This window comes from Silvanigrella paludirubra (assembly GCF_009208775.1).
Lineage (GTDB): Bacteria > Bdellovibrionota_B > Oligoflexia > Silvanigrellales > Silvanigrellaceae > Silvanigrella > Silvanigrella paludirubra.
On the sequence record NZ_WFLM01000004.1, the window covers coordinates 340,838 to 353,798 of the forward strand.

A 12,961-nucleotide genomic window follows, 5' to 3' on the forward strand; every position below is an offset into this window, starting at 1 on the left:
TTATGAAATTAATGTATAAATATTTTATGTCTATAAGTTAATTTTATTTAAAAATTATATTTTTTCTTTGTAAATTGGACTCTCCATTAAATAATTTGCCCAATATCTATTTGGTTTTGTCATTCTAAAATAATTCTTCTTCTCTTCTAAACTCAAACTATTCCAAAATGGATTCCAAATAGAATCAAACCAATAATCAATTTCACCTTGAAGGCTTCCAAGGCCTCTTGGATCTTCATTTGGATAAACGATCCAAGGTGGAGGTGGTTGTAATAAAGAATTGTCTAAATCTTGTATAAATAAATTGTTATTCGTGATTAGATTGACAACTATTCCTCTGAATTCATTTGTTATCGAAACAGCAATGCCTTGGCCTTTATATAAATACAAAGATTTTATTTCAATATTATTATTCATTTTATTTATTACATAATTTGATTTGTATTTTTCTAAATCTATCATAAAGTGATTCAATAATAATGATTTAAGTGTTATAAAATTTTTGCTAGTTAACATTATTTTAATATTATAAGCATATATTTCATCAAAACATAAATTTATTTTATATGGATATTTGTTTTCTAAATATTGAATAAAATTATGTTTGGGGAAAAGATTCTGTAAATCTATTATATAACAATTATATAATTTATCTTTCTTGTATAGAAATTTTAAAATATTATTTAAGGTATATTTCATTATATTTTTTGTATTTCTAATTAAAATGAAAAGAATAAAATAATTATATTATTATTCATATTTAAACTCAATATATTCTATCCAGCCAAGTGGGGCTTCATTGTTTTTATAGTATTCCGATCTCTCTATTTTAGATAGATTTAACCAATAATTATCCCAATATTTATACCACCAAAATTCTATTACTCCTTGTAAACTGCCAAGTCCATCTGGGTCTATTTCAGGAAATGAAATCCAAGGAGATTGAGGCTCAACTCTTAAATTATCAATTTCTTTTAAAAGTCGAATAGTAAATGCATTAAATTCAGAGATAATTGAAAAATGAATGGATTCATTATTCGTGCTTTTTCCTTTAGCTTGCATAAAATTATTGGTCTGTTGAATTTGAAAGATTGAATGAATAAGTTCAATAATTGTGAATTTATTTTTTTCAATACATGAAAAAACAAGATTATATGCAAATATTTTTTCATTATCTAATAAAAATACTAAGGGATAATTTTTGGATTGATAATTAAAATCGGATAAATATAAAGATGGATAAGTTGATAAAAGTTCTTTTTTTGTTAACTGTAATTTCTCATCTTCTTTTTTTCTTTTAAATAAATGTGAAAAATATTTTAAAATCAATTTTAACTCCTAATATATTTTTTCTTTGTTTATAATTTAATTTTTTAATATTAAATCATTTATTACAAAAACAGTTGTACTAAAAAGAATTAGTAAATAAAACCCGTGAAATGCTAAGAAAAAACTTATTGAAATAAATATGTTAAATTTACTTTCAGTTTTGATATCATAATTGATAGGTTCGTTTTTGTCATAATTTCTCTTGTTAATGCTATAGTTTTTATACTTTCTATTATATCTTGGTTTTAATACTATACCATATCTTAAATAATTAGGTTTATTTTTAAAGAAAAGAATCTTTTTTTCATAAAAATAACATTTTGCAATATAATGAGCGAACCTTCTTTCTCCATAAATAGTAGAGTTAAAATCAACTTCATACCTATTAGTAACATCTTCTACTACTTTAATCATTAAAAAAGAGAATAAAGCATAGTATAACATTAAAAATATTGAAAATAAAAAAGGAAATATAACAAAAAAAACAAGCATACTTTCATTCATTATCAAATACTTTCTAAATTTATTCTTGAGAAAATTAAGTATTTTTTTATTATATCTAAAATACTTAATTCATTATTTCTTTTCTTTGTATATTGAGCTCTAAATTAAATAATATGCCCAATATCTATTTGGCTTTGTCTTTCTAAAATAATTCTTCTTCTCTTCTAAACTCAAACTATTCCAAAATGGATGCCAAATAGAATCAAACCAATAATCAATTTCACCTTGAAGGTTTCCAAGGCCTCTTTGATCTTCATTTGAATAAACGATCCAGTGGCGGAGGCGGATGTAATATTGAGTTGTCTATACCTCGAAAAAATAAATTATTATCAGTAATTAGATTGACAACTACTCCTCTGAATTCATTTGTTATAGAAACAGCAATGCCTTGGTCTTTATATAAATACAAAGATTTAATTTCGATATTATCCATTTTATTTATTATGATATTTGATTTATACTTTTGTAAATCAAACATGAAATGCTTAAAAAATAAAGCCTTGATCGTTTCAAAACTATCTTCTTTAACCATGATTTTTAGAAAGTAAGCATATATTTGAGAATCACTCATATTAATTTTTTCAGGATAATTTGTTCTACTATAAAGAGAAAAATTTTCATTTTACCAATATTTAATATGAAAATTATTAGTTATGAATTTCAATGCACTCAATCCATTCTGGAGTTGCATTTTTTATTTTATAATAATCTTGTTTTTCTTGAGGAGTCAATTTTTCCCAAAATGGAGTCCAATAAACATACCACCAATAATCAATAGAGCCTTGTAAACTTCCAAGACTGTCTGGATCTATTTCGGGAAATGAAATCCAAGGTGGTGGTGGTTCTATTTTTAAAATATCTAATTCATTTAAAAGTTTTATAGAGTTTGTGACTATCTGAAATAGATATCCATTAAATCCACTTACTATTGAGAAATGAATCGATTCGTTACTATCATTTTTTCCTTTTGCTTGCCTATATTCATTTGTTTGATCAATCTTAAAGTTTAATAAAATAGTATTTAAAATATCTATTTTTCTTTCACATGTGCAAATAAAATATAAATTATATGCAAATATTTTCTTCTCCTCCATGTAGAAAGGATAGGGATAATTATTTGATTTATAATTATGGTTTGATAGATTATTAAAAAGATAAGTAGACTCTAATTCCTTTTTATTTACAGTTAAGGCTTCATCATTTTTTTTCAAATTTATTAAATTTTTGAAAAATGAAATTAATTTTTTAGTGCTCAAAGTCTACTCCAATTTAATTTTTGTAAATAAAATCTGCTACCCAATCAAATCCAAAATAACCCGAAGTTCCAAAGATTACACCTCCGACTAAACCTGATATAACACAGCCAGGTCCTGCTTCAATTCCAACACTAACTCCAATAGCTCCACCAATTTTAAAACCAACCCATGCGGCTCCCCATCCTCCGGCTTGTCTAACAACTTCAGCTGTTATTGGTTTCAAACTTTCAACTTTATACGACTCATCTAAGGCTTGTTTTAAATCGTATGCGGTGAATGCAATACCAAATACATGGAGAACCTTTCCAATGCCATTAATTTTCATTGCCTTATCATAAGAATTAGGTGTGAAAACAGCTTTAGAAGGAATTTTTTTCCCTTGAAGTAATACTTCTTTATCAATATCTTTAACATACCCAGCAATTTTATCGATTCTTCTTTTTAAATGTGGATTCTGTTGTTTATATTCTTCTAAAGAAGATAATATTTCTTCAGTAGATATTAATTTAGCACCTGCTTTTTTAGCTTTATTTATATCTATATAAACTGTTTTTTTATTTACATCAAATCTTGGCGATCCGTCAGGAAAACTTGAACTTGTAGAAATATATGAAGAATTCTTATTTGTGCTACCCATTATATGTTCAGCAATTGAAGAAGTTGATGAGTAATTTCTTGGTTCTAAATTATATTTTTCTGGCCAAACTTCACGAAGATTTTGAGAATAAGATAAATTCATTTCTCTTAGGTAAGGATCATCTAATGTTGCATAAGTTCTTCTTACTAAAAATCCATCTTTTCCCAACTCTTCAACTATTACAAAGAAAAATCCTCTTGCAGGCATTAAATAATCTGTAATATCAAATTTTGAATCTTTTTCAGTATTCGTTTTTGTTTTGAATTCATTATTTGACATTCCATTTCTCCAATGCCGCAACCCCAATATAAATTTTTAATTCTTCTTCTTTTTTTGTATATATTCTTTTGCAACATCCTGATGAATCTGTAATTCCTTTATATTCATTTCCTGATTCATCAATGATAAAATAAGGAACATTTGATAAAAAATTTCCATCTTTACTTTTAATTCTTATTTGTTGGTCATATTTTTGATTTATTTTTTTCTCAATTTCATCCAAATCATTTTCTATTTTATCCGCATATGACAACAAAACTTTTCCAGCGCATTGTTTGGCAATAAGAGTACATCCACACGAAACTTTATTTCCATGAACAGCTGGATTTAATCCGTTAATTTTTATAAATTCAAAACCTTCAGTTATTGTACCAGAACCATGCAATGGTATTGGACAAAAAACAGAGTCCCCTTTTCTTGCTATGGGAAAGCCATTCGCTTTTACAAATTCTTGAGTAACACTTGTTACCGAGCCTCCACTGCTTAATGGATCTCCTAAAACGATTGCCGCAAATTTCATTTAATTTACCTATATTATTTTGTATATATTTTTAAATTTCCCGGTTGGTCAGGGTGTATTTCAAATGTTAAAATTCGTTTTTTAGAAGCAACTAGAGAACAGCCACATAATGTCTTATGTCCTTCTAAAGCTATTGCTCTATCATCAATAGTTGCTTCTGGTGATCCTTCAACAATCTCACTTTCTCCATGAATATGACAAATGACCTTATCTCCAACTGCAGCAAATAAATCTAAGTTTACCTCAGGATCTTGACTGCCAGTAATTACTGTTCCGCCATTATTTAAAGAATCACCAACAATTATTACTTTCATTAAATATACCAATCTTAAATTAATTTTATTTTTTAAATTTGCTATTTAAAGCAAAAAATTAATTATGTTTTTATATTTTAAATAAATTTAGTTCAATTTCCTAAAAAAATATTTTATTTTATGTTTTACAAATTTTTTAGATATTTTTTTATATAGACAAAATTATAAATAAAATAACATTGAATAGTAAAATTAATTTTAAACCTTGTCAGGGATTGGTTTAAGCTGGATCTTTGCTCAAAATTTATTCAACCTTTTTAATTTTCATTTCAATACCCCAAATCCCAACCCATCCCATTTCAACAAAATTTGCCGGTGATGCCGGTGAAGCCGTTGAGAGAAAAATGCTTCACCGGCACATAGTTTCTTATATATTATATAAATAAGTCTAATTTGCCGGTGATGCCGTTAAGAATACGAGGCTCCAGAAATTCACTTTTTTAGTCCCAATTATATTGCTTTACGAAAATGCAGATTTGTTACACGTATGAAGTGTTTATGTTGATAGGAATAAGTATTTATTTTGAAACCTTTTTGCCACCTTAAGGAAGAGATAGGAGTTTACCAGTTCGATTCTTGCTGGGTCCGCCATCTATTTCTCCATATAAAATAAGCATTCAAGACTCCCCGCAAGATAGTCCCAATTGTTAATCCCAATTTTTGGTTGTGACACTATATATAATTCATGCAAAAATTGATGAAGAATTAATTTTTAATTATATAATTTCAATTGGTAGATAGTATGCAATCCCTTTGGGAAATAATTTAATCCCTAATCTTTAACATTTCTCTTGAACACTATCTTCATCATATCTACTAGTTATTAATACTGAATTATCTTTTAAATTGAATTTACAAATAATATCAATATTAATATTTCTATTTAATTGTGATCAAGTATGAAAATATCCTATTAATTAATGATAAATTTTCTCTATTATATCATATGGTGAGTCTTAATTTTAATTATATCATATTTTTTTGTTTGAAAATCTTTGAACATAAAAACATCCATTTTTATCTTCTTCAATATTTTCTTCAATATTACATTTGGTATAATTATTAATAGTTTTAAGCCAAAACTTTCTAGCTTGGACTGCTTCGATGAGTTGTCTTACTTCCCATTTACCGACATATTGATCAAAAATTTGATGAGCCAACTTTTCACCAAAATTTTTGTTACGAAAGTTTGGCATAATAAAAAATTCAGCAATATCTTTTGTATCTGGATCTTGATTTATTTGACTATTTAAATTAACAACACAAAATCCTACAGGTTTTTTATCATACATAAATAGATGTGCATCGTAACTATGATTATTCCAAGAGGCTTGTAGTGACTTATAATCATACAAACCATTTTCATCTATTTGACTTTTTGTTATGGGGCTAAATTCAAATTCATATAATTGTTGTAAATGAAAAAAAGGGCCAGTATCAACGTTTTTTACAGATACAATCTGTGGTATTAAATCATCCATTTTAAAATAAACCCTTTAAAAAATAGTAGGCGGCATTACAAATTAAACAACTAAGAATAATCGTTATTACTAAGTTGGTTATCTAAAATATATATAACACTTAGTTCAAACTACAAATAAGTTATATCAAGTTTAAAAGCCACATTAGAAACTAACAAATAATATTTAAATTAAAATTATTCTTTGATCGATATATTAATGGCTGAACTTGTTTTCTAGCTTTGTTGTCTAGTTTGATATTGTTAAGCTCATTAAATCAAAGAAATTTGAAACAAAAAAAATGCGGCAAGGTCGGTTCAATTTTTACTTAGGCCGCCATCTACTTCTCCAAAAATAAGCATTCAAAACTATTAGTTCGTATACAAATTAAATCATTGAGGGCGAAGTACAGGATTTTGATTTTATTTTAAAAGCTGCTAGGGAAGAAAAAACTGAATTTACTCTTCATGGTGCAAAGCAAACCTGCGTTTTTTATAATGGATTTTTGTTTATTTCAGCTCATAAATCATAAAAAATATGCTTAAAATATGACTACTTGTAAATAAAAATTTCATAAATAGGTTTTCTAAAGAAACATCATAATTTATAAGAAAAAAAGTAATTTGTTAAGTTTAAGAAAATGATATAATCTTTAAGGGAAGTAAATAATAAGAAGGAATATAATTTTTTAAAGGATATTTTCGATGCATTTATTCATCATCATAAGATCCTGCGTTGTTTTTTTTATTCTTTTAGCTCCATTTTTTTCAATGGCAAAAGAAAATGTGACTCCACCTTGGCAAACAAATATCCAAGGATTAAAGGGGCTTTCATATGAATTAGCGACTTTTTTAAATTCGGATAAAAACTCTCCCTTTCATTTTGCAGCAGAGTTTATTGTCAGAAATCGTATTAATCAAATTTTAGAAAAAGGAAATGAACCTATCGTTGTTGCCTGGGTTCAGCCTGCATTTTTTGATGATGAGAATAAAACAAAATTTTATTGGTCTAAACCTCTTATTTCTGATTCACAACTCATTTTATCATCTGCAAAAAATCCTCTTTTATTTTATAATTTAAATTCTTTAAAAGGAAAAGTTTTTTCGGCTGTCGCGGGTTTGAGATATCGAACTCTTGAGCCTTTTATAAAATCATCTGAAATAAAAAGGGTAGACTCGATAAGATATGTGACAGCAATAGAAAATGTTTTATCTGCAAATAAAGGTCTTGATTTTTGTATTATTGAAAATACAACATTAAATTTTTTTAAAAATATTGATAAAACAATTATAAATTTAAATAATTCATATGTTTCCAAAAAACCTCTTAATCCTCTTTATAAAAGAAGTTTACTTATTCCTCGGAGCAACAAAAAGTTATTTGATTATTTAGAGAAAAGATTAAAAATCATAGATAAAGACAGAGAATGGAAAAAAATATTAAAAAAATATGGGCAATAATTTTTTAAAAAAAAGTATTCTGAAAAATTTATTGTTACGTAATATTTTTTTTGGAAGAGTCTTGGCTTCCTTGTAATTCAATATCAAATTCAGATCTATATAAAACTTCATTTAAAAGAAAATTTTTAAAAAGGTTTATCCATTCTTAAGGCAATACACCTGAACCTGGTTTTGTTACTTCAAAAAATGTGGGAGGCCCAAATGCCCCAGATTTATAATAAGAGTTTTGTCTTCTATATAAATGAAATGCTTTGTCTTTATTGTCAAATAAATAATCTCTAAAATGAAGATTATTTTGAGAACGGGAAGTTCCACCAAAACCACCTTTAGTTTTTGAAAATAATATTGAAAATCCAAGAAATCTACTGTTCTTCAATTTAGGTACATTTGATTTTAAAAACGAAGCTAATTGCTCATGACCAGGTAAGCCATCAGCTCCTTGATGCAATATGGGTTTGATATTTAATTCTGCAACTTTTATAAGATTTGGATACGGAAAGTGAGTGCCGCCAAGTGTAGGAATATAGGGAACGACATAAATTTCATTTAAATCTATACTAAATAATCCGCAAAATGCATTCTCTTTTTTTCCAAGTAGGAGTGAAATTCGAGAACAATAATCAATTGTAATATTTCTCGGTAATGAAATATCCGAAATTGTCATAAATAAACTCCCTGTAAATGTATAAAACTATCTAAAGTAACATTGGTTAAATGTCACTTAAAATAATTTATTTTTTTCAAACAATATTTAATTTATTATATATTTTATTGTTAAAATATATAAAATAAAAACAGAAAAAAATCATGGAATTTATACTTGAAAGGTAAAAAAAGAGGAATAATTTAATTAGTAGACATGAAATTATCTATTTACATTTAAAAGTATATTGATTTTTTTTAATGGGAACGATTTGGGCATTTGTTGTGCCTGGTGATTGATTTTTAACTGTCGCACTTGAACCTTCTGTAACTTGATTCATTTTTATTAAAGTTGCTTTTTTGCCACAATAAGTATCAGCTTCTTTTTGATAATCTTCTTTTGATGTCCATTCTTCACCTTGAAAAGTGACTGTATTAGACTCTTTATCGAAGGCTACCATTTGAACACTAACGCAACCTGAAAATAATATCGTAACTGCTATTGGAAATAGATACTTCATAAAAACAATTCCTTTCTGAGTTGATTGAATCAAATTTATTTTAGAATTACTTTCTACACGAGATATTATATTCATAGATTCATAAATATATGAAATATTATATTAGATTTAATAAAAGAGAAAGAATAGCCTGTCAATAAATCAATCTATTCTTTCTAATGGATTATCCATTTTATAAATTTATATATGAAATTTCAGAAGCATAGTTCTTATTCTAAATGCAGATTAAAATATAAATAATATCAATAGAACATGTTCTTAAAATAAATTAAAAAAAACTCCACCTAATATTTCATTTGGCTTATTTATAAAAGGAATATTTCTTTCTCCATAAAGATTATTTTGATTATAATAGGTATATTTTAAAAATAATCCTAAATAATCTCCTTCAACTTCGCTTAAAAGACTACCCCCTAGGTCTACACCATTGTTACCTAATCCAATGATAAGTTGAGGTTTTGCAATAAAATATTTTAACATCCCTGAATTTAATTTCATGACATAACGAAATTGTGGGCTTATTTGATCATAATTATCCCCTATGTAAACTTTTTCATAGGATAAACCAAAAGTTAAAACTTCATTTACACGATAGTGCATCATAGTCTCCATAGAGAGACCTTTTGAATTAATGTAAGTTGAAAAATCGGGAAGTGAGACTCCATAAATATCAATCGTTTTCACATTGTGATTTCCTGTTCCAATATAATAAAGATCTCCCCATAAGAGTGAATAAAAAGATCCACTGGCAAGAAGGCTAAATAAATAAGAATTTTTTAAATCTGTAGTTGTGATGTTTTTTCCAAGGGAGGCATAGTCGTTTTGTATGGTTTGAGGATCTCCGCCTTTAAATTCGGATGTATTTAAACTAGAGTAATTATAGGGGGAAAGTTTGTTTTCTAAGTAAAAGAAAAAATCGGGAACAGATCCTCCTCTATCATAAACTCTTTCCGTAATTAGTTTACTTAATAAAATTTCATTGTTCATTCCACCTGCACTTACAATAAGATCGTTCTTGATAGAGTCATTCGGATTTTGTGAAATGATAACAGATGATGTAGCAGCGCCTTCATTCGAATAATTTACTCGATTAAATACCATTTCAAAATAAGATCCCGCTGTCACAGTATGGTTACTATCAATATAGTAAGTAATATTATTGCTACCAAGACTACGAAATCGGGTACCATGACCAAACTCATGGTAAGGTGTACTCATATAAGTAGAATTAAAGTAAAACATTTGAAAAAGGCCAGAAATAAACCAAGAAGAAAATCTACCAAATCCATATTTATCTGCAGATATTTTTCTAAATCCCCAATCATAAGTTTCATAAATACTCATGGGAAAATAGGCCATTCCTTCATTTGAGTTAAAAGACTCCTCAAGGTAACCATTTGTTAGAGTAAATCGATTGGGAATTTCTTTGTTTTCTAAAGCAAATAAAAAAGACTCAAGTAAAGAAATTAAAATACAAATGGCAAAACGAAACAAAAACAGATTCATAAAAAACCCAATGAAACGGTTATAAGTAACATTTATTATTTATGAAATCTATTTCGACTTTTTATGGAATATAATAAGAAGTATTTTTCTGTATTTTCGTCATTTTTTTATTGATTTCTAAATTTTTAGATAGGTTGTTATAATTTAAAATTATATATTAAAACTAAGTGTTTTATTTTTTAAAATTCATTAAATGAATTGATATTTCATTTTAATCTAGGAGTGTAATTAATGAAAAAAAAGGAAAATATTATTTTTGATTTTTTTTATTTTACAATTATTTATATTTAGAAACTCTTTCTCCTTAGACAAAAATTTAAAAGTATCTATTGGGCAATTGCCCTTTTATGCAATCGATGACAAACATGGAATCTTTATTGATTTTGTCAATGCTATAGATAAAGTTATGGGAACAAAAACAACAATTATTGTTCAACCATACGCAAGATCGATTCATGATGTCGAAACAGGTGCTGTTGATTATCATTTACCAATCGTAATTAATGATGTGACTCCAAAAAAATATAATATTGCTAAAAAAGCATTTCTATTTAATGTTCCCATTGTTATTTATTATAATTCTTCTAAAAAACCCTATATTAATATAGATAATATTGCTATTTTAGCAGAGCAAAAAAAGATAGAAGTACAAACCTTATTAGCATATGAGAATTTTTTTAAGTTTCCAATAACCTATTTTACATGTCTTGAATGTGCCTTAAAAAAATTACAAACGGGAAGAATTGATGCTATTATTTTTACCCAATTTATAGCAAATAAAGTATTAAAAGAACCAAAAAATAAAAAAGAATATTCTAAAATTAAGTCAAATTTATATAGTTATAAAACTATAAGTATGATATTATCTAAAGATAAATTAAAATCAAAAGAATTAGATAATTATTTAGCTGAAGGAATAAATAAGTTAAAAAAAAGTGGAGAGTTTTATACCATATTTCCTAAAGAGCACCGAGAATTTGAAGCTTTGTGAATTTGTTTTATATAAATTTAGATATAAAAGATTTAAAGAATGGAAAACTTATGAAGCTTATCAAATTATTATATCAATTCATGAATGAGATAAAATATAGGATTAATAAAATGTATAAAAAAAAATTTAATTGAGAATTTATTTTATAGATTATGGCAATATTTAAATATTGTAATTTGTTTTATCGCTATAAAAAAATACAGGCCGATGTTAATTGTTAAAATACATTAAATATTATTTTATATTTTTAGATATTTACATTAACTTTTCTAAAAAAACAAAAGTCACCAATAATTTAATACCATACCAAATAATATCTTAAATATTTGTCATTCCTAAATAAATAAATTAATTCCAATATTTTTGTTTTTTAATAAAAATAATAATTAAAAAAAATATTTAAATAAAATTTGTTAAAAAAAATAATCATGAATAAGGAATCTGTGTCTGTAATTAAATATTTTATAATGAGGATCTGTTTGTGAATTTTAAAACAATTTTATCTATGGCAGCTATCTCCCTCTCTTTTACAATGAATGCATATTCTACGTATTACGAGTATAAAGGAGAAGGAAAGATAATTCCAAATTCTGATAAATATATAGGCGCTCAAAATGACAATTGGAGTTGTGGCGCATATTCTGCTACAAAAATGCTTAATATTGTTGGACACGGCGTTAGTTATAATACTATTAAAAATGATTATGCACAAAAAGTTTTTAGCGCTTTTGCTGGACGCTTTAGTAATACTGTAACTGATATTGGATTAACTCCAGATAAATTAGCCTTAACTTTTAATTCCTATATTGCGCAAAAAGTAGCAGAAAGTATTAAATACGGTGGTATAAAAACAAAAGGATACAAAGCTGAAGTAAGAATAAATGCTAGTATAAATGATATTGAAAATGAAGTCAGGTATAAAAACAGACCTGTTGCTGTTTTAGTGTATGCGGGTTCACAATTGCATTGGGTAACGGTTATAGGATGGATGAATTCAAATTCTTCTGTTATTTATGCAGAATCTGATGGTACCATTAATTATGAAAATAAATATGAGTTTGATAGAAAAAGAGTAAATAATTGGAATTGGGCTGCTGCGGGAATATTGCCAAATACTATAGTAAAAATTGAAGAAGTTGAATTTAATAAATTAGATGCTTTTTTTGATCATCTATTTTTAGGTACAGAAAACGCAATTTACCAAATTCCCGTTGTAGGCGAAATTTATAATCTTCATAAATTAGGAGCTGAAAAATTTAACCAAATTGTAAATTTTGGGCCTAGAGGAGCAAATGAGGTATTAAAAAGTATTGGTCTACCAGGAATTGTGCCCGATTTAACAGTGCCTATGACTCTTGAAGATGTTGTGAAATTAAAAAATCAGGCAAAAAAAGTTGCTGAAGAAGCAGCAAGAGTTTCACAACAAGCGGCACAAGAAGCGCAAAGAGTAAGAGATCAAATTGCAGAAGAAGCAAATAGAATTAAAAATCAATTAAATCCAAGAAATTGGTGCTGTAAATGGAGGCGCTAGTTCCATTTATT

The 12,961-nt window shown here is 26.5% G+C and carries 15 protein-coding genes; 3 read left to right on the forward strand and 12 right to left on the reverse strand.

Going from position 1 to position 12,961, the window contains the following annotated elements; all coding sequences use genetic code 11:
* Positions 1-54: 54 nt before the first annotated feature.
* The 9 genes from GCL60_RS12160 to GCL60_RS12200 form a co-directional block, all read right to left on the reverse strand.
* Complete coding sequence (locus GCL60_RS12160; protein WP_153420935.1) at positions 55-462, reverse strand: hypothetical protein; 408 nt, start codon at positions 460-462, stop codon at positions 55-57.
* A gap of 288 nt (positions 463-750) precedes the next feature.
* Positions 751-1,329, reverse strand: a complete 579-nt coding sequence (locus GCL60_RS12165) for a hypothetical protein (protein WP_153420936.1) — start codon at positions 1,327-1,329, stop codon at positions 751-753.
* 36 nt (positions 1,330-1,365) lie between these two features.
* Entirely contained in the window at positions 1,366-1,833 is a 468-nt protein-coding gene (locus tag GCL60_RS12170; RefSeq protein WP_153420937.1) for a hypothetical protein, read from the reverse strand.
* A gap of 253 nt (positions 1,834-2,086) precedes the next feature.
* Positions 2,087-2,404 (reverse strand): hypothetical protein, encoded by a 318-nt coding sequence (locus GCL60_RS12175; protein ID WP_153420938.1) that lies wholly within the window; start codon positions 2,402-2,404, stop codon positions 2,087-2,089.
* Between the two features lie 76 nt (positions 2,405-2,480).
* A complete protein-coding gene (locus tag GCL60_RS12180; RefSeq protein WP_153420939.1) occupies positions 2,481-3,089 on the reverse strand; it encodes a hypothetical protein in 609 nt (202 codons plus the stop codon).
* Positions 3,090-3,102: 13 nt separating this feature from the next.
* The gene (locus GCL60_RS12185; protein ID WP_153420940.1) at positions 3,103-4,005 is read right to left on the reverse strand and encodes a glycine zipper family protein; all 903 of its coding nucleotides are present in this window, start codon (positions 4,003-4,005) and stop codon (positions 3,103-3,105) included.
* Entirely contained in the window at positions 3,995-4,525 is a 531-nt protein-coding gene (locus GCL60_RS12190) for a PAAR domain-containing protein (protein WP_153420941.1), read from the reverse strand. Before GCL60_RS12190 ends, GCL60_RS12185 begins: the two co-directional genes overlap by 11 nt.
* Positions 4,526-4,539: 14 nt before the next feature.
* Complete coding sequence (locus GCL60_RS12195) at positions 4,540-4,839, reverse strand: PAAR domain-containing protein (RefSeq protein ID WP_153420942.1); 300 nt, start codon at positions 4,837-4,839, stop codon at positions 4,540-4,542.
* A gap of 971 nt (positions 4,840-5,810) precedes the next feature.
* Positions 5,811-6,320 carry a GNAT family N-acetyltransferase gene (locus GCL60_RS12200; RefSeq protein WP_153420943.1) on the reverse strand — a complete coding sequence of 170 codons (510 nt, stop codon included), beginning with the start codon at positions 6,318-6,320 and terminating at the stop codon, positions 5,811-5,813.
* Between the two features lie 683 nt (positions 6,321-7,003).
* Between GCL60_RS12200 and GCL60_RS12205 the strand changes: the two genes are divergently transcribed.
* Positions 7,004-7,759 (forward strand): type 2 periplasmic-binding domain-containing protein, encoded by a 756-nt coding sequence (locus GCL60_RS12205; protein WP_153420944.1) that lies wholly within the window; start codon positions 7,004-7,006, stop codon positions 7,757-7,759.
* A gap of 145 nt (positions 7,760-7,904) precedes the next feature.
* Here GCL60_RS12205 and GCL60_RS12210 read toward each other — a convergent pair whose 3' ends face one another.
* The 3 genes from GCL60_RS12210 to GCL60_RS12220 all read right to left on the reverse strand — a co-directional run bounded on the left by GCL60_RS12210 (position 7,905) and on the right by GCL60_RS12220 (position 10,428).
* Positions 7,905-8,423: a hypothetical protein gene (locus GCL60_RS12210; RefSeq protein ID WP_153420945.1), complete on the reverse strand. Its 519-nt coding sequence runs from the start codon at positions 8,421-8,423 to the stop codon at positions 7,905-7,907.
* Between the two features lie 205 nt (positions 8,424-8,628).
* Positions 8,629-8,922 carry a hypothetical protein gene (locus tag GCL60_RS12215; protein ID WP_153420946.1) on the reverse strand — a complete coding sequence of 98 codons (294 nt, stop codon included), beginning with the start codon at positions 8,920-8,922 and terminating at the stop codon, positions 8,629-8,631.
* A gap of 258 nt (positions 8,923-9,180) precedes the next feature.
* Positions 9,181-10,428, reverse strand: a complete 1,248-nt coding sequence (locus GCL60_RS12220; RefSeq protein ID WP_153420947.1) for a hypothetical protein — start codon at positions 10,426-10,428, stop codon at positions 9,181-9,183.
* A gap of 256 nt (positions 10,429-10,684) precedes the next feature.
* Here GCL60_RS12220 and GCL60_RS12225 point away from each other — a divergent pair, with 256 nt between their 5' ends.
* Both GCL60_RS12225 and GCL60_RS12230 read left to right on the forward strand, forming a co-directional pair.
* On the forward strand, positions 10,685-11,419 hold the full coding sequence (locus GCL60_RS12225) for a substrate-binding periplasmic protein (RefSeq protein WP_153420948.1): 735 nt from the start codon (positions 10,685-10,687) through the stop codon (positions 11,417-11,419).
* A 481-nt stretch (positions 11,420-11,900) separates the two neighbouring features.
* Positions 11,901-12,950, forward strand: coding sequence for a C39 family peptidase (locus GCL60_RS12230; RefSeq protein WP_153420949.1), 1,050 nt, complete (start codon positions 11,901-11,903; stop codon positions 12,948-12,950).
* Positions 12,951-12,961: the final 11 nt, after the last annotated feature.

What these genes read in the sequence shown, in the direction of transcription:
- GCL60_RS12170 (WP_153420937.1), bottom strand. Translation starts at nt 1,833, where the DNA reads ATGAATGAAAGTATGCTTGTTTTTTTTGTTATATTTCCTTTTTTATTT.
- GCL60_RS12190 (WP_153420941.1), bottom strand. Translation starts at nt 4,525, where the DNA reads ATGAAATTTGCGGCAATCGTTTTAGGAGATCCATTAAGCAGTGGAGGC.
- GCL60_RS12200 (WP_153420943.1), bottom strand. Translation starts at nt 6,320, where the DNA reads ATGGATGATTTAATACCACAGATTGTATCTGTAAAAAACGTTGATACT.
- GCL60_RS12175 (WP_153420938.1), bottom strand. Translation starts at nt 2,404, where the DNA reads ATGAGTGATTCTCAAATATATGCTTACTTTCTAAAAATCATGGTTAAA.
- GCL60_RS12215 (WP_153420946.1), bottom strand. Translation starts at nt 8,922, where the DNA reads ATGAAGTATCTATTTCCAATAGCAGTTACGATATTATTTTCAGGTTGC.
- GCL60_RS12220 (WP_153420947.1), bottom strand. Translation starts at nt 10,428, where the DNA reads ATGAATCTGTTTTTGTTTCGTTTTGCCATTTGTATTTTAATTTCTTTA.
- GCL60_RS12160 (WP_153420935.1), bottom strand. Translation starts at nt 462, where the DNA reads ATGATAGATTTAGAAAAATACAAATCAAATTATGTAATAAATAAAATG.
- GCL60_RS12195 (WP_153420942.1), bottom strand. Translation starts at nt 4,839, where the DNA reads ATGAAAGTAATAATTGTTGGTGATTCTTTAAATAATGGCGGAACAGTA.
- GCL60_RS12185 (WP_153420940.1), bottom strand. Translation starts at nt 4,005, where the DNA reads ATGTCAAATAATGAATTCAAAACAAAAACGAATACTGAAAAAGATTCA.
- GCL60_RS12205 (WP_153420944.1), top strand. Translation starts at nt 7,004, where the DNA reads ATGCATTTATTCATCATCATAAGATCCTGCGTTGTTTTTTTTATTCTT.
- GCL60_RS12210 (WP_153420945.1), bottom strand. Translation starts at nt 8,423, where the DNA reads ATGACAATTTCGGATATTTCATTACCGAGAAATATTACAATTGATTAT.